At 71.2% G+C, this 19,531-nt stretch carries 16 protein-coding genes and 1 pseudogene; 10 read left to right on the top strand and 7 right to left on the bottom strand.

All coding sequences use genetic code 11. The features are described from left to right. Positions 1-122: 122 nt before the first annotated feature. A complete protein-coding gene (locus J8N05_RS08100) occupies positions 123-989 on the bottom strand; it encodes a Fic family protein (protein ID WP_210881766.1) in 867 nt (288 codons plus the stop codon). A gap of 95 nt (positions 990-1,084) precedes the next feature. On the opposite strand from J8N05_RS08100, the gene J8N05_RS08095 reads away from it, so the two are divergent. After that, positions 1,085-2,071 (top strand): ATP-binding protein, encoded by a 987-nt coding sequence (locus J8N05_RS08095; RefSeq protein WP_210881765.1) that lies wholly within the window; start codon positions 1,085-1,087, stop codon positions 2,069-2,071. A gap of 19 nt (positions 2,072-2,090) precedes the next feature. On the opposite strand, the gene J8N05_RS08090 is transcribed toward J8N05_RS08095, so the two are convergent. Next, a complete protein-coding gene (locus tag J8N05_RS08090) occupies positions 2,091-3,392 on the bottom strand; it encodes a polysaccharide deacetylase family protein (RefSeq protein WP_210881764.1) in 1,302 nt (433 codons plus the stop codon). Between the two features lie 269 nt (positions 3,393-3,661). Between J8N05_RS08090 and J8N05_RS08085 the strand changes: the two genes are divergently transcribed. The 6 genes and pseudogenes from J8N05_RS08085 (at position 3,662) to J8N05_RS47270 (ending at position 11,857) form a co-directional block, all read left to right on the top strand. Next, positions 3,662-6,058 carry a bifunctional SulP family inorganic anion transporter/carbonic anhydrase gene (locus tag J8N05_RS08085; protein WP_210881763.1) on the top strand — a complete coding sequence of 799 codons (2,397 nt, stop codon included), beginning with the start codon at positions 3,662-3,664 and terminating at the stop codon, positions 6,056-6,058. A 183-nt stretch (positions 6,059-6,241) separates the two neighbouring features. After that, positions 6,242-8,289: pseudogene (gene acs / locus J8N05_RS08080) on the top strand (acetate--CoA ligase). A gap of 232 nt (positions 8,290-8,521) precedes the next feature. Continuing rightward, positions 8,522-9,952 (top strand): Na+/H+ antiporter NhaA, encoded by a 1,431-nt coding sequence (gene nhaA, locus J8N05_RS08075; RefSeq protein WP_247706194.1) that lies wholly within the window; start codon positions 8,522-8,524, stop codon positions 9,950-9,952. Positions 9,953-10,070: 118 nt separating this feature from the next. Further along, on the top strand, positions 10,071-10,559 hold the full coding sequence (locus tag J8N05_RS08070) for a phage holin family protein (protein WP_210881761.1): 489 nt from the start codon (positions 10,071-10,073) through the stop codon (positions 10,557-10,559). Further along, complete coding sequence (locus J8N05_RS08065) at positions 10,556-11,521, top strand: alpha/beta fold hydrolase (protein WP_210881760.1); 966 nt, start codon at positions 10,556-10,558, stop codon at positions 11,519-11,521. The genes J8N05_RS08070 and J8N05_RS08065 overlap by 4 nt, the downstream gene beginning before the upstream one ends. A gap of 156 nt (positions 11,522-11,677) precedes the next feature. Continuing rightward, positions 11,678-11,857 carry a hypothetical protein gene (locus tag J8N05_RS47270; RefSeq protein WP_107018148.1) on the top strand — a complete coding sequence of 60 codons (180 nt, stop codon included), beginning with the start codon at positions 11,678-11,680 and terminating at the stop codon, positions 11,855-11,857. 98 nt (positions 11,858-11,955) lie between these two features. Here the strand turns inward: J8N05_RS47270 and J8N05_RS08060 are convergent, their stop codons facing one another. From J8N05_RS08060 to nth, 3 genes are all read right to left on the bottom strand, one after another. Continuing rightward, positions 11,956-13,155 carry a MarP family serine protease gene (locus J8N05_RS08060; protein ID WP_210881759.1) on the bottom strand — a complete coding sequence of 400 codons (1,200 nt, stop codon included), beginning with the start codon at positions 13,153-13,155 and terminating at the stop codon, positions 11,956-11,958. A 120-nt stretch (positions 13,156-13,275) separates the two neighbouring features. After that, on the bottom strand, positions 13,276-14,022 hold the full coding sequence (locus J8N05_RS08055; protein WP_247706193.1) for an NUDIX hydrolase: 747 nt from the start codon (positions 14,020-14,022) through the stop codon (positions 13,276-13,278). A 52-nt stretch (positions 14,023-14,074) separates the two neighbouring features. Continuing rightward, positions 14,075-15,241, bottom strand: a complete 1,167-nt coding sequence (gene nth, locus J8N05_RS08050; protein ID WP_407699965.1) for an endonuclease III — start codon at positions 15,239-15,241, stop codon at positions 14,075-14,077. 85 nt (positions 15,242-15,326) lie between these two features. On the opposite strand from nth, the gene J8N05_RS08045 reads away from it, so the two are divergent. From J8N05_RS08045 to J8N05_RS08035, 3 genes are all read left to right on the top strand, one after another. Beyond that, positions 15,327-15,788, top strand: coding sequence for a hypothetical protein (locus J8N05_RS08045; RefSeq protein ID WP_210881758.1), 462 nt, complete (start codon positions 15,327-15,329; stop codon positions 15,786-15,788). Positions 15,789-15,980: 192 nt separating this feature from the next. Beyond that, positions 15,981-16,655, top strand: a complete 675-nt coding sequence (locus J8N05_RS08040) for a Crp/Fnr family transcriptional regulator (protein WP_016642758.1) — start codon at positions 15,981-15,983, stop codon at positions 16,653-16,655. A gap of 158 nt (positions 16,656-16,813) precedes the next feature. After that, entirely contained in the window at positions 16,814-17,659 is an 846-nt protein-coding gene (locus tag J8N05_RS08035; RefSeq protein WP_210881757.1) for a nucleotidyltransferase domain-containing protein, read from the top strand. A gap of 69 nt (positions 17,660-17,728) precedes the next feature. Here J8N05_RS08035 and J8N05_RS08030 read toward each other — a convergent pair whose 3' ends face one another. Further along, on the bottom strand, positions 17,729-18,568 hold the full coding sequence (locus J8N05_RS08030; protein WP_210881756.1) for an MBL fold metallo-hydrolase: 840 nt from the start codon (positions 18,566-18,568) through the stop codon (positions 17,729-17,731). Next, positions 18,565-19,491, bottom strand: a complete 927-nt coding sequence (locus tag J8N05_RS08025; protein WP_210881755.1) for an NUDIX hydrolase — start codon at positions 19,489-19,491, stop codon at positions 18,565-18,567. Before J8N05_RS08025 ends, J8N05_RS08030 begins: the two co-directional genes overlap by 4 nt. Positions 19,492-19,531: the final 40 nt, after the last annotated feature.

The raw sequence follows: 19,531 nt of genomic DNA, 5'->3' as shown, positions 1-19,531 counted from the left end.
AACACTCCGAGGACGCTTGGTAACCCGGTCGACATGCCGGCGGCGGTACGGAAATCCGTACCGCCGCAACCCTGTTCAGGGACCCGAACCGCACCCGAGCGCCCCGGCGACGCCGGATACACCTATGCCGCGCCTCGCTGCAGCGCCTCGCACACGGCCGTCGACTCCCTGGCGCCGAGCTCGATCGCCCTGCCGCAGTGGGCGATCCAGGCCGCCATCCCGTCCGGAGTGCCGGAGGCGTAGCCGTCGAGAGCGGCGGCGTAGGCCGCGCGTCCCAGTTCCGCGTGGCCGACCTCCGGCGGGCAGACCGACTTGGGGTCGAGTCCGCTGCCGATGAGGACGATCCGTTCGGCCGCGCGCGCGACCAGGCCGTTGTGGGAACCGAAGGGGCGCAGCGCGAGCAGTTCGCCGTGCACCACGGCGGCGGTCACCAGGGCGGGCGCGGAACTCCCCGCGATGACCAGCCGCGCAAGGCCGTCGAGCCGGCCCTCGACCTCGTCGGCGCCCGGCAGCGGAAGTCCGATCAGCGGGGGCCCCGCGGCGCCCGCCGCCGGGGTCTCCGTGGCGGGCTCCCCGTCGCGTCGCGGACGTCCGACCGCGTCCCCGTTGTCGGCGGCGGCCACCAGATGCAGCCTCGCCAGCACCCGCAGGGGCGACTGCCGCCAGATGGACAGGAGTTCGCCCGACTCGGCGGTCAGCCTGAGGGCCGCGCCCACCACTCTGGCCTGGTCGTCGCCACTGAAGTCGGCCCTTCGGCGCACCTCTTCGAGAGCCCAGTCCGCGCCGGACAGCGCCGCCGACCCACGGGAGCCCCGCAGTGCGGCCTCTCCGGTGATCTCGTTGCTGCGGCGCCGCATGATGCGGTGCCCGTAGACCCGGTCCACGGCCTTGCGCACGGACTCCACGGATTCCGCCACACCGGGCAGCGAGCCGAGCGCCGCGAGGGGGTCGGCGTTCGCACCTGTCGCACCCGCTTCTGTCGTACTCATGAGTACGACCCTACGCACCCTGGGCCCGAGCCCCACGAACGAGTGGTCTTCTTCACGTCCGGCGGCCCACCGCCCCAGCGGCACCACTACGCTACATGAACATGAAAATTGCTTTCGTTGGGAAGGGCGGCAGTGGCAAGACCACCCTGTCCTCGCTCTTCGTCCGGCACCTCGCGACCACCGGATCGCCGGTCGTCGCGGTGGACGCCGACATCAACCAGCACCTCGGCCCGGCACTCGGCCTCACCGACGGCGAGGCGCGAAACCTGCCCGCCATGGGCGACCGCCTGGGCCTCATCAAGGACCACCTGCGCGGCTCCAACCCGCGCATCGCCTCCGCCGAGACGATGATCAAGACCACCCCGCCCGGCGAGGGCTCCCGGCTCCTGCGGGTGCGCGAGGACAACCCGGTGTACGAGGCCTGCGCGCGGCCCGTGGAACTCGACGGCGGCGCCGTTCGTCTGATGGTCACCGGCCCGTTCACCGAGGCCGACCTCGGAGTGGCCTGCTACCACTCCAAGACCGGCGCGGTGGAGCTCTGTCTGAACCACCTCGTCGACGGCCCCGGCGAGTACGTGGTCGTGGACATGACGGCGGGCTCGGACTCCTTCGCGTCCGGCATGTTCACCCGCTTCGACATCACGTTCCTCGTCGCGGAGCCCACCCGTAAGGGCATCTCGGTCTACCGGCAGTACAAGGAGTACGCGCACGACTTCGGCATCACCCTGAAGGTCGTGGGCAACAAGGTGCAGGGCCAGGACGACATCGACTTCCTCAAGGACGAGGTCGGCGACGACCTGCTGCTGACGGTCGGCCACTCGGACTGGGTACGCGCCATGGAGAAGGGCCGCCCGCCCCGGTTCGAGCAGTTGGAGGACGGCAACCGCCGTGCGCTGAGCGCTCTGCAGGCGGCTGCCGACGCGACCTACGGACAGCGCGACTGGGAGCGCTACACCCGGCAGATGGTCCACTTCCATCTGAAGAACGCGCAGTCGTGGGGCAACGAGCGCACGGGGGCCGACCTGGCCGCCCAGGTCGACCCCTCCTTCGTCCTGCGGGAGGCCGAGACCGCGACGGCGTGAGCCGCACGCCGCCCGGGCGCTACGGCTTGACCGCCGGGGCGCCCGGCACTCCCTTCGGGGCCGGGGCCGGCCGGTCGGACAGGAACGACGCCCAGTCCTGCTTCGGGGACTGACCCACCTTGAGCGTGCGGAGCTTGTCGAGGGTCCTGGGATCCTGGGCGTCGAGCCAGTCGGCGAGCTGCCGGAAGGACACGCACCGCACCTCGCGCTTGGTGCAGACGCGCTCGATGGTCTCCTCGATGGCCCGCATGTACGTGCCGCCGTTCCAGGACTCGAAGTGGTTGCCGATGATCAGGGGCGCCCGGTTGCCCTCGTAGGCGCGGGAGAAGCCCTTGAGGAGGCCGTCACGCATCTGGTCGCCCCAGTACTCGTGCTTGCCGGGGTCGCCCTGGGACGTGGTGCCCGACTGGTTGACCATGAAGTTGTAGTCCATGGTCAGCGTCTCGAACCCGCGGCCCGGGACCGGGACGAGCTGCATCGACAGATCCCACAGGCCCGCCTTCTTCTTGGGCCAGACCTGGTCGTTGACGCCGCTGGTGTCGTAGCGGAAGCCGAGTTCGCGGGCGGCCCGCATGAAGTTCTTCTGCCCCTCCAGACAGGGTGTGCGGGCGCCGATGAGCTCCTTGTCGTAGTCGAAGGGCAGCGGTGAGCCCTTCGCCGTACCGGTGTTGGTCTTCCAGGACTTGACGAAGGACTTGGCCTGGGCGATCTCGTCCTTCCACTCCCCGACCGACCACTCGCCCACTCCGCCGCCGCTGCCGCAGAAGTGGCCGTTGAAGTGCGTGCCGATCTCACTGCCTTCGAGCCAGGCGCCGCGCAGTTGCTTCACGGTGTCCCGGATGCCCTGCTCGTCGTTGAAACCGATGTCGGAGCGCCCGGGTGAGTGCTGCGGCGGCCGGTACAGGTCGCGCTTGCCCTCCGGAAGCATGTACACGCCGCTGAGGAAGTACGTCATGGTCGCCCTGTTGTCCTTGGCCACCTTGCGGAAGTGCGAGAACAGCTTCTGGCTGTCCTCGCCCGCCCCGTCCCAGGAGAAGACCACGAACTGCGGCGGGCGCTGCCCCGGCTTCAGCTTCGCGGGCCGGGGCAGCCGCGGCTGCGCGCCGGTGAACGCGGTGGAGCCGTCACCGATCAGCCGGACCGGGTTCTTCGGCGCCGGAGCACCGACGCCCTTCTTGGCACCGTGCGCCCCCTCGCCGCGGGCCCCCTCGCCCTGCGCGCCCTTCTCGGCGCCGGTGTCGCCGATCCCGCAGCCGGCGAGCGCCGCGGCGCAGACCGCGATGACGGCGACGCCCGTGGTGAACCTCTGAATGGCGGCCATGCTCCGCCCACCTTCTTCCTTCAATCGGGACAAAACAGACGGCGAAGTCAAGATCGCAGGGGTCCCGGAAGGAGGCGGTACGACAAGCCGATCAAAATGACTAATCACTCTCCGGAGTGAACAGTTGGACTATTTGCGCGATTTTTCCTGACACGTCCTTTACTCTCCATTACGATTCATTTACCGAGCGTTGATAAATCCCGCCGCTGTACGCCGTGACCCACGGCCGCGCCCCCAAGCGACCGCGTAGCCCCGGAAAGACGGGAACCATGACTGCCTTCGTCCCCACTCGCACCGACGACTCTTCGCACACCCCGGACGAGGGGCGGCCGCACAGCCCCTCGCCGCCCGGCCGCCACACTTCCCGGATCCCACGGATCCCCCGATTCCCGAGGCCCCCTCGGCTTCCCCGGATCACGGCCACCGACCTGTCGGCCTCGATCGCCGTCTTCCTGATCGCCCTGCCCCTGTCCCTGGGCATCGCCCTCGCCACCGGAGCGCCGCTGCAGGCGGGGCTCGTGGCCGCCGCCGTCGGCGGACTCGTGGCCGGCCGGCTCGGCGGCTCACCGCTCCAGGTCAGCGGACCCGCCGCGGGGCTCACCGTGGTCACCGCCGATCTCATCCACCAGTACGGATGGCGTACGACCTGCGCCATCACCGTCATCGCCGGACTGGCCCAGGTCGGCCTGGGCTTCCTGCGGGTGGCCCGATCCGCGCTGGCCGTCAGCCCCGCGATCGTGCACGGCATGCTGGCCGGCATCGGCATCACCATCGCCGTCGCCCAGCTGCACATCGTGCTCGGCGGATCCCCGAGCAGCTCGGTCGTCGACAACATCCGCGCACTGCCCGCCCAGTTGGCGCACCCCCACCTGGCAGCGCTGGCGATGAGCGCCCTGACGCTGTCCGTCCTGCTGGCCTGGCCCCGGGTCCCCGGGCGGGTGGGACAGATCCTGCGTACCGTTCCGGCCGCGCTCGTCGCCGTCGCCGCGGCCACCACGACGGCCGCGCTCGCCGCGCTCACCCTCCCCAAGGTCGATCTGCCGTCCTGGCGGAGTCACGCGCTGGCCGGGCTGCCCGAGGGTCCGGTGCTCGGGATCGCCGCCGCCGTGCTCACCACCACGCTGGTGTGCAGTGTCCAGTCGCTCCTGGGCGCCGTCGCCGTCGACAAGCTCACGGCCAGACGGCCGGCCCAGCAGGGGCGCTCCGACCTCGACCGCGAGCTGCTCGGACAGGGCGCCGCCAACATCGTCTCCGGCACGCTCGGCGGGCTCCCCGTCGCGGGCGTGGCCGTACGGAGCTCGGCGAACGTCCAGGCCGGCGCCGTCAGCCGGAACTCGACGATGCTGCACGGCGTCTGGATCACGGTGGCCGCACTGCTGATGGTGCCGCTCCTGGAGCTGATCCCCCTCGCGGCCCTGGCCTCCCTGGTGATGGCCGTCGGCATCCAGATGGTGTCCCTGCACCACATCCGTACGGTCACCCGCCACCGAGAGGTGCTGGTGTACGCCGTCACCACCCTCGGTGTCGTCGTCCTCGGAGTCCTTGAGGGCGTCACGCTCGGGATCGCCGTGGCCGTCGGCGTCGCCCTGCACCGCCTCACCCGGACGCGGATCACCCGCTCGGTGGGCCCCGACGGCGTCCACCACGTGCGCGTGCGGGGGCAGTTGACCTTCCTGGCCGTACCCCGCCTCACCCGTGCCCTGCATCTGGTACCGCCGGGGGCCGAGGCCGTGATCGAACTGGACGGCTCCTTCATGGACCACGCGGCATACGAGTCGCTGCACGACTGGCAGAGCGCGCACACCAGCCGGGGCGGCTCCGTCGAGCTGACCGGGCGCACCGGAGCACGCCTCGCGGAACGGCACGTCAAGGACGACGACGGGCAGACGGCGCACTGCCACTGCCGTCCCTGGACGCCCTGGCGCAACCACCACTGCGAGAGCACCGAGACACCGGCGCCCGGCGGACACGCCAGCGGGCATCAGCTGGCCAGCGGCATCAGCTCGTTCCAGCGCAACACCGCGCCCCTGGTGCGCGGCGAGCTGGCCCGGCTCGCACGGGAGGGGCAGCAGCCCTCACAGCTCTTCCTGACCTGTGCCGACTCCCGGCTGGTCACGTCGATGATCACCTCCAGCGGCCCAGGTGACCTCTTCGTAGTCCGCAATGTCGGCAATCTCGTACCGCCGCCCGGCGAGGAGAGCGGCGACGACTCGGTGGCCGCCGCGATCGAGTACGCGGTGGAGGTGCTGCGGGTGCGGTCCATCACCGTGTGCGGACACTCCGGGTGCGGGGCGATGCAGGCGCTGATGAACACCGAACCGGGAGGTGCCCGGACGCCGTTGAAGCGGTGGCTGCGGCACGGACTGCCGAGCGTGGAGCGCATGACCGCCGAGGACCGGCCCTGGACCCGGATCGCCGGACGCGCGCCCGCCGACGCCACCGAGCAGCTCTGTCTCACCAACGTCGTGCAGCAGCTGGAGCATCTGCGGGCACACGAGTCGGTGGCCCGGGCGCTGGAGGAGGGTGTGCTCGAACTGCACGGGATGTACTTCCACGTGGGCGAGGCCCAGGCCTACCTCCTCACGGAGACCACCCCCAGCGACGAGGAGGAGGGTGAGCTCTTCGACCGGGTCGCGGCGACGGCCCTGCACGACACCCAGGACTGAGGCACCGGCCCCGCGCGCGACACCCGGCGCCTGAACCGCTCCCTCGTCCCGTCCGTGAGAACGTGTGGCCGCCCGTGTCCGCGGGCAGGCCACACGCACACAGGATCCCGCGCCCGATCCGGCACACAGGTCTAAACCAATTCCCGGACGGCCCTTGTCACCAGGGGCCGCGTCTGATGAGCTGTGGCCTGGGACACAACGGACACCCTGGGAAAGGGAGATGTCGTGAGCAACGAAAGCCTGGCCAACCTGCTGAGCGAGGAGGGGGAAGCATGAGCGAGCCGTCCTCCCTCTCCAACCTGCTCAAGGAAGAACGCAGGTTCGCGCCGCCCGCCGACCTGGCCGCGAATGCCAACGTCACCGCGGAGGCGTACGAGCAGGCCAAGGCTGACAGGCTCGGCTTCTGGGCCGAGCAGGCCCGCCGGCTGACCTGGGCCACCGAGCCGACCGAGACCCTGGACTGGTCGAACCCCCCGTTCGCGAAGTGGTTCCAGGACGGCAGGCTCAACGTCGCGTACAACTGCGTGGACCGGCATGTCGAGGCCGGACACGGCGACCGGGTCGCCATCCACTTCGAGGGCGAGCCCGGCGACAGCCGCGCCATCACCTACGCCGAGCTGAAGGACGAGGTCTCCAGGGCGGCCAACGCCCTCACCGAGCTGGGCGTGGAGAAGGGCGACCGGGTCGCCGTCTATCTGCCGATGATCCCCGAGGCCGTCATCTCGATGCTGGCCTGCGCCCGCATCGGCGCCGCGCACTCGGTCGTCTTCGGCGGCTTCTCCGCCGACGCCATCGCCACCCGCATCCAGGACGCGGACGCCAAGCTGGTCATCACCTCGGACGGCGGCTACCGCCGCGGCAAGCCCGCCGCGCTCAAGCCCGCCGTGGACGAGGCGGTCTCCCGGGTCGAGGGCGTCGCCAAGGTCCTCGTCGTACGGCGTACGGGCCAGGACGTCGCGTGGACCGAGGGCCGCGACGTGTGGTGGCACGAGATCACACAGAAGCAGTCCGCCGAGCACACGCCCGAGGCGTTCGACGCCGAGCACCCGCTGTTCATCCTCTACACCTCGGGGACGACGGGTAAGCCCAAGGGCATCCTGCACACCTCCGGCGGCTACCTCACCCAGGCCGCGTACACGCACCACTCCGTCTTCGACCTCAAGCCGGAGACCGACGTCTACTGGTGCACCGCCGACATCGGCTGGGTCACCGGGCACTCGTACATCACGTACGGGCCGCTGGCGAACGGCGCGACCCAGGTGATGTACGAGGGCACGCCCGACACCCCCCACCAGGGGCGCTTCTGGGAGATCGTCCAGAAGTACGGCGTGACGATCCTCTACACGGCCCCGACGGCCATCCGGACGTTCATGAAGTGGGGCGACGACATCCCCGCGAAGTTCGACCTGTCGAGCCTGCGCGTCCTCGGCTCGGTCGGCGAGCCGATCAACCCCGAGGCATGGGTCTGGTACCGCAAGCACATCGGCGGCGACCGCACCCCCATCGTGGACACCTGGTGGCAGACCGAGACCGGCGCGATGATGATCTCGCCGCTGCCGGGCGTCACCGAGACCAAGCCGGGCTCCGCGCAGCGGGCGCTGCCGGGCATCTCGGCGACGGTCGTCGACGACGAGGCGCACGAGGTCCCCGACGGCGGTGGCGGTTATCTCGTCCTGACCGAGCCGTGGCCGTCGATGCTGCGCACCATCTGGGGCGACGACCAGCGCTACATCGACACCTACTGGTCGCGCTTCGAGGGCAAGTACTTCGCGGGCGACGGCGCCAAGAAGGACGACGACGGAGACATCTGGCTGCTCGGCCGGGTGGACGACGTGATGCTCGTGTCCGGGCACAACATCTCGACCACCGAGGTCGAGTCGGCGCTCGTGTCGCACCCGTCGGTCGCCGAGGCGGCCGTCGTGGGCGCGGCCGACGAGACGACCGGCCAGGCGATCGTGGCGTTCGTGATCCTGCGCGGTTCCGCGTCGGAGACCGAGACCCTCGTGGGCGAGCTGCGCAACCACGTCGGCAAGACCCTCGGCCCGATCGCCAAACCGAAGCGGATCCTGCCGGTGGCCGAGCTGCCCAAGACCCGCTCCGGCAAGATCATGCGCCGGCTGCTGCGCGACGTCGCGGAGAACCGCCAGCTGGGTGACGTCACCACGCTGACCGACTCCACCGTCATGGACCTCATCCAGACGAAGCTCCCCGCGGCGTCCAGCGAGGACTGAGGCAGGCTCCGTACGGACGAGGACGCAGGTCCCGTACGGGAGCGTGGACCTCTCAGGGGCACCCGGCGGCGGACCCGCCGGGTGCCCCTGCGTCATCGCGGGTAGGCTGCGAGACACGTCAACACGCGACAACACGACGTCCGAGCTCCGAACGAGCCCGGAGTTTCCATAGGTGCGCCGGGAAGTCTGGTCGGCATGTGCTCTGCCCTGCCCACCGACGGAGGTCCACCCCGTGTCCGCGCCCACCCCCACGCCTGGCCCTGACCGTCAGGTCGCCAAGAACCGCAAGGTCCTCGCACGGCTCTCGCTGCCCGAGCGGACCTTCGTCGCGGACGCGCTGCGCACCGAGACGGTCGGCGGCGTCCTCCTGCTCATGGCCGCCGTCGCCGCGCTGATCTGGGCGAACACCCCCCTGCGGGAGAGTTACGAGTCCGTCCGCGACTTCCACGTCGGGCCCGCCGCGCTCGGTCTGAACCTCTCCGTCGAGCACTGGGCCGCCGACGGACTCCTCGCGGTCTTCTTCTTCGTCGCCGGCATCGAGCTCAAGCGCGAACTGGTCGCCGGCGAACTCAGGGACCCACGGGCCGCCGCGCTCCCCGTCGTCGCCGCGCTCTGCGGCATGGCGATGCCCGCGCTGGTCTACACCCTGGTCAATGTCACCGGCGGCGGCTCGCTCGCCGGCTGGGCCGTACCCACCGCGACGGACATCGCCTTCGCGCTCGCCGTCCTCGCCGTCCTCGGGACGTCGCTGCCGAGCGCCCTGCGCGCCTTCCTGCTGACCCTCGCCGTCGTCGACGACCTCTTCGCGATCCTGATCATCGCGGTCTTCTTCACCGACGACCTGGACTTCGCCGCGCTCGGCGGCGCCGTCGTCGGCCTCGCCGTCTTCTGGCTGCTGCTCAGGAAGGGCGTACGCGGCTGGTACGTGTACGTGCCGCTCGCGCTGGTCGTCTGGGGCCTGATGTACAACAGCGGCATCCACGCCACCGTCGCCGGCGTCGCGATGGGCCTGATGCTGCGCTGCACCACCCGCACGGACGAGGGCGAGGAGCACTCACCGGGCGAACGGGTCGAACATCTCGTACGTCCCCTGTCGGCGGGCCTCGCCGTACCGCTGTTCGCGCTGTTCAGCGCCGGGGTCGCGGTGTCGGGCGGCGCACTCGGCGAGGTGTTCACCCGGCCGGAGACCCTCGGGGTCGTGCTCGGTCTCGTCGTCGGCAAGGCGGTCGGGATCTTCGGCGGTACGTGGCTGGCGGCCCGCTTCACCAGTGCGTCCCTCTCCGACGACCTCGCCTGGCCGGACGTCTTCGCGGTGGCCACTCTCGCGGGCATCGGCTTCACCGTGTCGCTGCTGATCGGCGAACTCGCCTTCGCGGACGACCCGGCGCTCGGCGACGGCGTCAAGGCCGCCGTCCTGACGGGCTCTCTGATCGCGACCGTCCTGTCGGGCGTGCTGCTGAAGATGCGCAACGCCAGGTACCGCGCGCTGTGGGAGCACGAGGAGCGCGACGAGGACCTCTCGGGCGTACCCGATGTGTACGAGCAGGACGATCCGGCCTACCACCTGCGCATGGCCGAGATCTACGAGCGCAAGGCCGCCGAACACCGAAGGCTTGCCGAAGTGACGGGCGGGGCAGGCGTGGAGCACGACGGTCCGGCATGATCTGACACACACGGTCCGAAACGTACGGCCCGGACCTGACGGTCCGAAACCGCCGGCCGGAACATCCGGACAGTCAAGACAGCGGCGACACGACAACCAAGACAACAGGGAGAACGCGATGAGCGCACCCGACGGCAGCCCGGTCGGCGCCGAACGCAGCATCGGCCAGCTGTTCGCCTCGGCGACGACCGAGATGTCCGCGCTGGTGCACGACGAGATCGCACTGGCGAAGGCGCAGCTCAAGCGGGACGTCAAGCGCGGGGCGGTCGGCGGTGGCGCGTTCAGCGCGGCCGGCGCGGTTCTGATCTTCTCCCTGCCGATGCTGAGCTTCGCCCTGGCGTACGGCATCCGCACCTGGAGCGGCTGGAACATGGCCGTCTGCTTCCTGCTGTCGTTCGCCGCGAACGTGCTGGTGGCCGCGGTCCTCGCGCTGATCGGTGTGGTCTTCGCGAAGAAGGCCAAGAAGGGCAAGGGCCCGCAGAAGACGGCGGCCTCGGTCAAGGAATCGGCGGCCGTACTGCAGAACGTGAAGCCGCACCCCCGTGAGATGACCACGGTGTACCGGGTGGGTGACGGGGTCGAGGCTGTGACACGCTCGTCCTCATGACGGGCTCCTCCCTCCCTGCGGGGCAACCATCCCCGGCGCAACCCACCTCGGTCGTACGGCTCGACGTGCCCGGCGCCAAAGAGGTGATCCACCGGGATGTCGCCGCGAACGGGGCGCGCTTCCACATCGCCGAGATGGGTGACGGGCCGCTGGTCCTGCTGCTGCACGGCTTCCCGCAGTTCTGGTGGGCCTGGCGGCATCAGCTGGTGGCGCTCGCCGACGCGGGCTTCCGCGCGGTCGCCATGGACCTGCGGGGCGTCGGCGGCAGCGACCGCACCCCGCGCGGCTACGACCCCGCGAACCTCGCGCTCGACATCACCGGGGTCGTACGGTCCCTCGGTGAGCCCGACGCCGCGCTGGTCGGCCACGACCTCGGCGGCTATCTGGCGTGGACGGCGGCCGTGATGCGTCCCAAGCTGGTACGCAGGCTCGTGGTCTCCTCGATGCCGCATCCCCGGCGCTGGCGTTCGGCGATGCTCTCGGACATGAAGCAGACCGCGGCCGGTTCGTACGTCTGGGGCTTTCAGCGGCCCTGGATCCCGGAGCGCCAACTGATCGCCGACGAGGGCGCCCTGGTCGGCCGGCTGATCCGCGACTGGTCGGGGCCGCGGCTGCCGGAGGACGAGGTCGTGGAGACGTACCGGCGGGCGATGCTCATCCCCTCGACCGCGCACTGCTCGGTCGAGCCCTACCGGTGGATGGTCCGTTCGATGGCGCGTCCCGACGGCATCCAGTTCAACCGGCGTATGAAGCGGCCGGTGCGGGTGCCGACGCTGCATCTGCACGGATCGCTCGACCCGGTGATGCGCACGCGCAGTGCGGCGGGGTCCGGGGAGTACGTCGAAGCGCCGTACCGCTGGCGGCTGTTCGACGGGCTCGGGCACTTCCCGCACGAGGAGGACCCGGTGGCGTTCTCCACCGAGCTGGTGAACTGGCTGAAGGACCCCGAGCCGGACCGCTGATACGGCCCTCGCAGGGCCGGTCGTGAGGCCTGTCGCCCCGTGCGTCACACGGGTCCCAGGAACGTCTGTTCTACGAACGCCAATTGCCTCGCGCATAGGCCAATTGGGGGGCGTGGGGGCGGTTATCGACCTTGGGGCTGGGGCAGACGTCGGTGTATGGGCTGGACGCACGACTACAGTGACGCAGCACGCAACCGCCGCTCGATCGGCGGGCTGAGCTCCCACCGGAGGGGCGCCCCGCAGTTGCAGGGCACGGACCCCCGGCTGGGAATCCCGCACATTCTGAGGCGCCGGGCCCGGTGGGTCTCGGCGCGTTTGCGTCATCCCCGCGGCTGAACCGCGCGGGGACCTTCACGCGAACCTTCACCCGCGCGGGCCGCGCGGCCCGTGTTGCCCCTGCGGACCGGCTGCTCGCGCGACCCGCGTGACGGGCCTCAGAGCGCGCAGCTGTCGCTGTCCACCTGCTGGTTGGCGCTGCGGCCCTTGATGATGTCCTCCTGGATCTCCTCCACGGTCAGCGCGTAACCCGTGTCGGGGTCGTCGAGGGACTTCGCGAACACCACGCCGTACACCTTGCCGTCCGGGGTGAGCAGCGGGCCGCCGGAGTTGCCCTGGCGGACGGTCGCGAAGAGCGAGTACACCTCGCGCTTCACCGTGCCCCGGTGGTAGATGTCCGGGCCGTTGGCCGTGATGGGGCCGCGCACCCGCGCCGCGTTGATCGTGTACGAGCCGTTCTCCGGGAAGCCCGCGACGATCGCGCCGTCCGACCGGACCGCCGGCCGGGAGGAGAACTGCAGGACGGGTGCCTGCAGTTCGGGCACGTCGAGTACGGCGATGTCGCGCTCCCAGTCGTAGAGCACGACCTTCGCGGCGAGCCGTGTGCCCTCGCCGCCTATCTGGACGTACGGCTCGTCCACGCCGCCCACCACGTGCGCGTTGGTCATCACGCGGCGCTGTCCGAAGACGAAGCCGGTGCCTTCGAGGACCTTGCCGCAGCTCTGTGCGGTGCCGGTGACCTTGACGATGGAGCGCTGGGCACGGCCGGCGACCGGACTCGTCGCGAGGGCCGGGTCGGGGGCCTCCACGGGGTCGATCTGCTCGTCCGAGAAGGGGCTGAAGACCTGCGGGAAGCCGTTCCGTGCGAGGACCGAGGAGAAGCCGTCGAACCAGGTGTCGGCCTGGGCGGGCAGGGCCCGGGCCACTCCGAGGAGCACCTTGGAACCGCGGACCTCCTTGCCGAGCGTCGGCAGCGTCGTACCGGCGAGGGCCGAGCCGATCAGCCAGGCCACGAGGAGCATCGCCACGACGTTGACGAGGGCGCCGCCCGTGGCGTCCAGGGCGCGGGCCGGGGACCAGGTGATGTACCGGCGCAGCTTGTTGCCCAGGTGGGTGGTGAGGGCCTGGCCGACGGAGGCGCAGACGATCACCACGACCACGGCGACGACGGCGGCGGTCGTACCGACCTTCGCGTCGTCGGTCACCGCGCCCCAGACGACGGGCAGGAGGTAGACGGCGACGAGGCCACCGCCCAGGAAACCGATCACCGACAGGATGCCGACGACGAAGCCCTGGCGATAGCCCACGATCGCGAACCACACGGCGGCGACCAGCAACAGGATGTCCAGCACGTTCACTGCTTCGAGCCTCGCCTCATCACTTTGCGGTAGCCACGTCCTGGCCGGGGGGCCGGCCCGCCGCGCGGCGGCAGGGGGACACGGAGCCTCCCGGGAAGACACAGCACAGGGGCCACCCTGTCATGCGCGCCAGTCGAGCGGGACCTGCTTGTCGTGGTCCCAGGGACGCTCCCAGCCCGCGTAGTGCAGCAGGCGGTCGATGATTCCGGCTGTGAAGCCCCACACCAGGGCCGATTCGACCAGGAATGCCGGACCTCGGTGGCCGCTGGGGTGGACGGCCGTCGCACGGTTGGTCGGATCCGTGAGATCCGCCACGGGCACCGTGAAGACCCTCGCGGTCTCGTTCGGGTCGACCGCGTCGACCGGTGTCGGCTCGCGCCACCAGCCGAGGACGGGGGTCACCACGAAGCCGCTCACCGGGATGTAGAGCTTCGGGAGCACACCGAAGAGCTGGACGCCCCGGGGGTCGAGGCCGGTCTCCTCCTCGGCCTCGCGCAGGGCGGCCCGCAGCGGCCCGTCGGCCTGCGGGTCGCCGTCCTCGGGGTCGAGGGATCCCCCGGGGAAGGAGGGCTGTCCGGCGTGCGATCTGAGCGAGGTGGCGCGCTCCATGAGCAGCAGTTCGGGACCGCGCTCGCCCTCGCCGAACAGGATCAGCACGGCCGACTGGCGTCCCGCGCCGTCCTCCGGCGGCAGGAAGCGGCTCAACTGGCGGGGCTGGACCGTCTCGACGGCCCGCACCACCGGGTCCAGCCAGCCGGGCAGCCCGGCGCTGGTCACCGCCGGGTCGCCGTACCGCGTGCCGTATGTGCCGTGTGTGCCGTCCTGAATGCCGTCCTGAATGTCGTGCGTATGGCTCGCGCGCGTCATCGCCACCCCCGTTCTGCTGCTCTCAACGCCCGCGAGGCCGCAGATCGTTCCGTCATCCGGTGCCCCGCGAGGGTGAACCGGGCGCGGGCTCGGCGGGCGCGGTGGGTGCGGGCGGGGCGGAGGCGGTCGCGCCGAGCGGCGGGGCCGGGATGCCGCCCGCGTCCAGGTAGGACTGCGGAGGGTTGAGACGCTGGCCCGGGAAGCCGCCCTTCTCGTACTTCAGGAGCTTCTTCGCCTTCTCCGGGTCCGTCTCGCCCTCCCCGTACGCCGGGCAGAGCGGGGCGATGGGGCAGGCGCCGCAAGCGGGTTTGCGGGCGTGGCAGATACGGCGGCCGTGGAAGATCACGTGGTGCGACAGCATCGTCCAGTCGGTCTTCGGGAAGAGCTCGCCGATCGCCCGCTCGATCTTGTCGGCCTCCTTCTCGGCGGTCCACTCCCAGCGCCGTACGAGCCGCTGGAAGTGGGTGTCGACCGTGATGCCGGGCCGGCCGAAGGCGTTCCCCAGGACGACGAAGGCGGTCTTGCGGCCGACGCCGGGCAGTTTGACCAGGTCTTCGAGACGGCCGGGCACCTCGCCGTCGAAGTCGTCCTGCAGGGCCTTGGAGAGGCCCATCACCGACTTGGTCTTGGCCCGGAAGAACCCGGTGGGCCGCAGGATCTCCTCGACCTCCTCCGGGTTCGCCGCGGCCAGGTCCTCGGGCGTGGGGTACTTCGCGAAGAGCGCCGGTGTCGTCTGGTTCACCCGCAGGTCGGTCGTCTGCGCCGACAGGACGGTGGCGACCACCAGCTGGAAGGGGTTCTCGAAGTCCAGCTCCGGGTGGGCGTACGGGTACACCTCGGCGAGCTCGCGGTCGATCCGCCGGGCCCGCCGGACGAGAGCCGTGTGCGACTCGTTCCGGGGAGGCTTGGCGGGGGCGACCCGCTCGGGCGCCACGGCTTTCTTGACCGGCGCGGACTTTTTGGCAGGTGCGGACTTTTTCACCGGCGCGGACTTTCGGGCAGGCGCAGCCTTCTTGGCAGCAGATGCAGCCTTCTTGGCAGACGCAGCCTTCTTGCCAGCCACGGCCTTCTTGACCGGCACGGTCTTCTTCGCGGCGGCGGTCTTCTCGGCAGGCGCGGCTTTCTTCGCGGCGGCGGTCTTCTTGGCGGGCGCAGCTTTCTTCGCGGCGGCGGTCTTCTTGGCGGGTACGGACTTCTCGGCTGACACGGTCTTCCTCACACGGGCGGCCTTCTTGGCGGACGCCCCCTTCTCGGCGGGCACAGCTTTCCCGGCCGACACGACGCTCCCGACGGACGCTTCCTCGGTGACCGCGGCCTTCACGGCGGTCGCCTTTGCCGCGGTCACCTTTGCCGCGGTCGTCTTTGCCGCGGTCGTCTTCACGGACGCGCTCTTCGTCGCCCGCTTCGCCGCGCTCGCCACGGACGCCCTGGTCCTGACAGAAACCTTCTTGGCGGAAACCTTCTTGCCGGGTGACTTCACCGGCGCGCTCTTCCTCGCGGCCTCCTTGGCGGTCCTCTTCGCCGCGGCGGCCTTCTTCGCGACCGCCGCCTTCTTCGCGGCCGCGGCCATCTCCGAGGCGGCGGCCCCCGCGGCCTTCCCGGCGGCCCCCGCCGCGGTCGTCGCCGGTCTCGACCCTGCCGCTTTTGTCGTTTTCTTCGCTCCACCGGAGCCCTGTTCGCCCACAGCGGAATCACGACGTACACCCACGCGTCCAGCCCCCTTGGCCTGTGCTCTCACCGGCGATTTGGACACCCGGCCAGCCTAGGGCCCACCACTGACATCTGCCCCGGCCACCATCCATCAGCCCCCAATTGGCCCCCTGCCGCACTGTCGGACACGCCGGTGCGGCAGACTTGTGACTGATCACACTGTTTGGACCGTCCAGCAAAACGGGGAACACGGACCCCTGGTACACCGGGACCAAGATCCCCTGAGCAGGTCGACAAGGAGAGAACTCGTGGACGACGTTCTGCGGCGCGCCCCGCTCTTCGCGGCGCTCGATGACGAGCAGGCCGCGGAGCTCCGCGCCTCCATGAGTGAGGTGACCCTCGCACGCGGCGACGCGCTCTTCCACGAGGGCGACCCCGGAGACCGCCTGTACGTGGTCACCGAGGGCAAGGTGAAGCTCCACCGCACCTCACCCGACGGCCGCGAGAACATGCTGGCGGTCCTCGGCCCCGGCGAGCTCATCGGTGAGCTGTCGCTGTTCGACCCGGGCCCGCGGACGGCGACCGCCTCCGCGCTGACCGAGGTGAAGCTGCTGGGCCTCGGCCACGGCGACCTCCAGCCCTGGCTGAACGCACGGCCCGAGGTGGCCGCCGCCCTGCTGCGCGCCGTCGCCCGGCGCCTGCGCAAGACCAACGACCAGATGTCCGACCTGGTCTTCTCCGACGTGCCGGGCCGGGTGGCCCGCGCGCTCCTGGACCTCTCGCGCCGCTTCGGCGTGCAGTCCGAGGAGGGCATCCACGTCGTGCACGACCTGACCCAGGAGGAGCTGGCCCAGCTGGTCGGCGCCTCCCGCGAGACGGTCAACAAAGCGCTCGCCGACTTCGCGGGCCGCGGCTGGCTCCGCCTGGAGGCCCGCGCGGTGATCCTGCTGGACGTGGAGCGCCTCGCGAAGCGTTCGCGCTAGCGCCGGCGCGGTCACAGGTCTCGCGTCGGCGACACCTGACGACTTCTTACAGAAGGGCCCTGCCGCACGGCAGGGCCCTTCTGGCGCTGCGGCGGCGTCCTTCGGCTTTCTGCCGGAAATGACATGCTCCCGCCGCTGCCTCCGGGCACAGTGGTGCCATGTCCGCGAAGCGAGGGCTCGACGCCCAGGGCTACATCGAGCGCGAAGGTTCCCTCGGGCTCGTACCGGCGGCGTTCCGGCCCGTCGTCGCCTCGGCCCGTGACCGGGTGCTGGACGTCTTCGGGGGACGGCTGCACAGCGCGTACCTCTACGGGTCGATTCCTCGCGGGACCGCGCGCGTGGGCCGGTCCGATCTCGACCTGCTGCTCGTCCTGCGCGAGGAGCCCACGGAGGCGGACCGGGCGGACGCGCGCACGCTCGACGGGGCCCTCGACAAGGAGTTCACCCGGATCGACGGGGCCGGGACGCTGTTGGCCGGCCGGGCGCAGGTGCTGAGCGACCTGGAGAGGCACGATCTCGGCTGGTTCGTCGCGTGCCTCTGTACGCCGCTGCTGGGCGAGGACCTCGCCGAGGAACTGCCGCGCTACCGTCCCGACGCCCTCCTCGCCCGGGAGACGAACGGCGACCTCGCGCTGCTCCTCCCCCGCTGGCGCGAGCGGATCGCCGAGGTCACGGGCGTCGCCGGGGCGGGCGGCCCGCAGGAGGCTGCCCTGCGGCCCCTCGTGCGGTACATGTCCCGTCACCTCGTCCGGACGGGCTTCACGCTCGTCATGCCCCGCTGGAACGGCTGGACGAGCGACCTGGCGGAGATGGCCGAGGTGTTCGCCGCGTACTACCCGGAGCGGGACCGTCCGCGGCGGGCCGCCCAGCTGAGGAAGGCCGCCGTCCTCGGCCACGAGCCGGTCGGCGACCGTGCCGTCCTGCGGTCGTACGTCGACGATCTCGGGCCGTGGCTCGCCGAGGAGTACGCGCGCGTGCACGGCGTCAAGGACCCGCGCCCCTGAAGGCCCGACGACAGTTCACTCCCGTCACCCGTCACCCGTCACCCCGTCGCCCGTCGCCCGTCGCTCCCCTCACTCCCTGCCGATGAGCCCGTGCTCCTTGAGGTAGTCCAGCTGCGCCCGTACCGACAGCTCCGCCGCCGGCCACAGGGAGCGGTCGACGTCCGCGTAGACGTGCGCTACGACCTGGGACGGGTCCGAGTAGCCGTCCTCGACGGCCGTCTCTACCTGGGCGAGGCGGTGGGCCCGGTGGGCCAGGTAGAACTCGACGGCTCCCTGGGCGTCCTCAAGGACCGGTCCGTGGCCCGGCAGGACCGTGTGCACGCCGTCGTCGACCGTCAGGGACCTCAGCCGCCGCAGGGAGTCCAGGTAGTCGCCGAGGCGCCCGTCGGGGTGGGCCACGACCGTGGTGCCCCGGCCCAGGATCGTGTCGCCGGTCAGTACGGCCCGGTCGGCGGGCAGATGGAAGCAGAGCGAGTCGGCGGTGTGGCCGGGCGTCGGTACGACCCGCAGCTCCAGGCCGCCCGTCGTGATCACGTTCCCGGCGGCCAGGCCCTCGCCGCCGAGCCGCAGCGCCGGATCGAGCGCCCGTACCTTCGTGCCCGTCAGCTCGGCGAACCGCGCCGCGCCCTCGGCGTGGTCCGGATGCCCGTGGGTCAGCAGGGTCAGGGCGACCCGCTTGCCGGCCTTCTCGGCGGCGTCCACGACGGCGCGCAGGTGTACGTCGTCCAGGGGCCCCGGATCGATCACCACCGCCAGTTCGGAGTCCGGCTCGGCCACGATCCAGGTGTTCGTGCCGTCCAGGGTCATCGCGGACGCGTTCGGCGCGAGGACGTTGACGGCGCGCGCGGTGGCGGGGCCGGAGAGCACCCCGCCGCGCGGCTGGCCGGGCAGGGCTGCGGCGTCGGTCATGCGGAGGCTCCACCGGTCGGGATGTGCTTGGTGAACTCGTCGTGGCCGGGCCAGCTGAGGACCAGCTCGCCGTCCACCAGCCTGGCCCGTGCCAGGACGGGGGTCATGTCCCGCCCGGGCGCCGCCGCGAGGGCCTCCGCGGCGGTCCCGTACGCGCCGAGCTGGCGCAGGGTCGCGATGGTGGGCGGCATCATCAGGAGGTCGCCCCTGTCGTAGCCGTCCATCGCCTCCGAAGGGCGGATCCAGACGGTGCGGTCGGCCTCCGTGGAGGCGTTGCGGGTGCGCTGGCCCTCCGGGAGGACGGCCACGAAGAAGAAGGTGTCGTAGCGGCGGGGCTCGAACTCCGGGGTGATCCAGCGCGTCCAGGCGCCCAGCAGGTCGGAGCGCAGCACGAGCCCCCTGCGGTCGAGGAACTCGGCGAGGGAGAGGTCGCGGGCGACCAGCGCCGCCCGGTCGGTCTCCCAGTCGTCCCCGGTGGTGTCGCCGACCACGGTGTCCGCGGTCGGGCCCGCAAGCAGGACGCCCGCCTCCTCGTACGTCTCGCGGACCGCCGCGCAGACGATCGCCTGGGCGGCGGCCTCGTCGACGCCGAGCCGGGACGCCCACCACGCGCGCGTGGGGCCCGCCCAGCGGACGTGGTGGTCGTCGTCCCTGGGGTCGACCCCGCCGCCCGGATACGCGTACGCGCCCCCGGCGAAGGCCATGGAGGCGCGTCGGCGCAGCATGTGCACGGCGGGACGGGTACCGGTGTCCCCCGAGCCGGAGTCCTTGGAGCCCGTCTCCTCGGAGGCGGGGCCCGGGCCGGTGTCCTTGAGCAGCATGACGGTGGCCGCCCGCCTGGGGACGACCGGTGTGAGCGTGCCGTCCGCGAGAGCGCGGATCCTCTCGGGCCACTCCGGGGGGTACCACTGCCCATTCGCCATGGGCGGAGGCTATCCCGGAGTGAGCTGATGTTCGAGAGAC

It is taken from the genome of Streptomyces liliiviolaceus, from assembly GCF_018070025.1.
Lineage (GTDB): Bacteria > Actinomycetota > Actinomycetes > Streptomycetales > Streptomycetaceae > Streptomyces > Streptomyces liliiviolaceus.
Note: the sequence above shows the minus strand (reverse complement) of the source record. Positions and strands in the feature narration are given on the sequence as shown.

Coding starts and splice junctions, on each gene's coding strand:
- J8N05_RS08055 (WP_247706193.1), bottom strand. CDS start 14,022: ATGACGCGCGCGAGCCATACGCACGACATTCAGGACGGCATTCAGGAC.
- J8N05_RS08095 (WP_210881765.1), top strand. CDS start 1,085: ATGAACATGAAAATTGCTTTCGTTGGGAAGGGCGGCAGTGGCAAGACC.
- J8N05_RS08090 (WP_210881764.1), bottom strand. CDS start 3,392: ATGGCCGCCATTCAGAGGTTCACCACGGGCGTCGCCGTCATCGCGGTC.
- J8N05_RS47270 (WP_107018148.1), top strand. CDS start 11,678: ATGGGCTGGACGCACGACTACAGTGACGCAGCACGCAACCGCCGCTCG.
- J8N05_RS08100 (WP_210881766.1), bottom strand. CDS start 989: ATGAGTACGACAGAAGCGGGTGCGACAGGTGCGAACGCCGACCCCCTC.
- J8N05_RS08065 (WP_210881760.1), top strand. CDS start 10,556: ATGACGGGCTCCTCCCTCCCTGCGGGGCAACCATCCCCGGCGCAACCC.
- J8N05_RS08035 (WP_210881757.1), top strand. CDS start 16,814: ATGTCCGCGAAGCGAGGGCTCGACGCCCAGGGCTACATCGAGCGCGAA.
- J8N05_RS08070 (WP_210881761.1), top strand. CDS start 10,071: ATGAGCGCACCCGACGGCAGCCCGGTCGGCGCCGAACGCAGCATCGGC.
- J8N05_RS08085 (WP_210881763.1), top strand. CDS start 3,662: ATGACTGCCTTCGTCCCCACTCGCACCGACGACTCTTCGCACACCCCG.
- J8N05_RS08030 (WP_210881756.1), bottom strand. CDS start 18,568: ATGACCGACGCCGCAGCCCTGCCCGGCCAGCCGCGCGGCGGGGTGCTC.
- J8N05_RS08025 (WP_210881755.1), bottom strand. CDS start 19,491: ATGGCGAATGGGCAGTGGTACCCCCCGGAGTGGCCCGAGAGGATCCGC.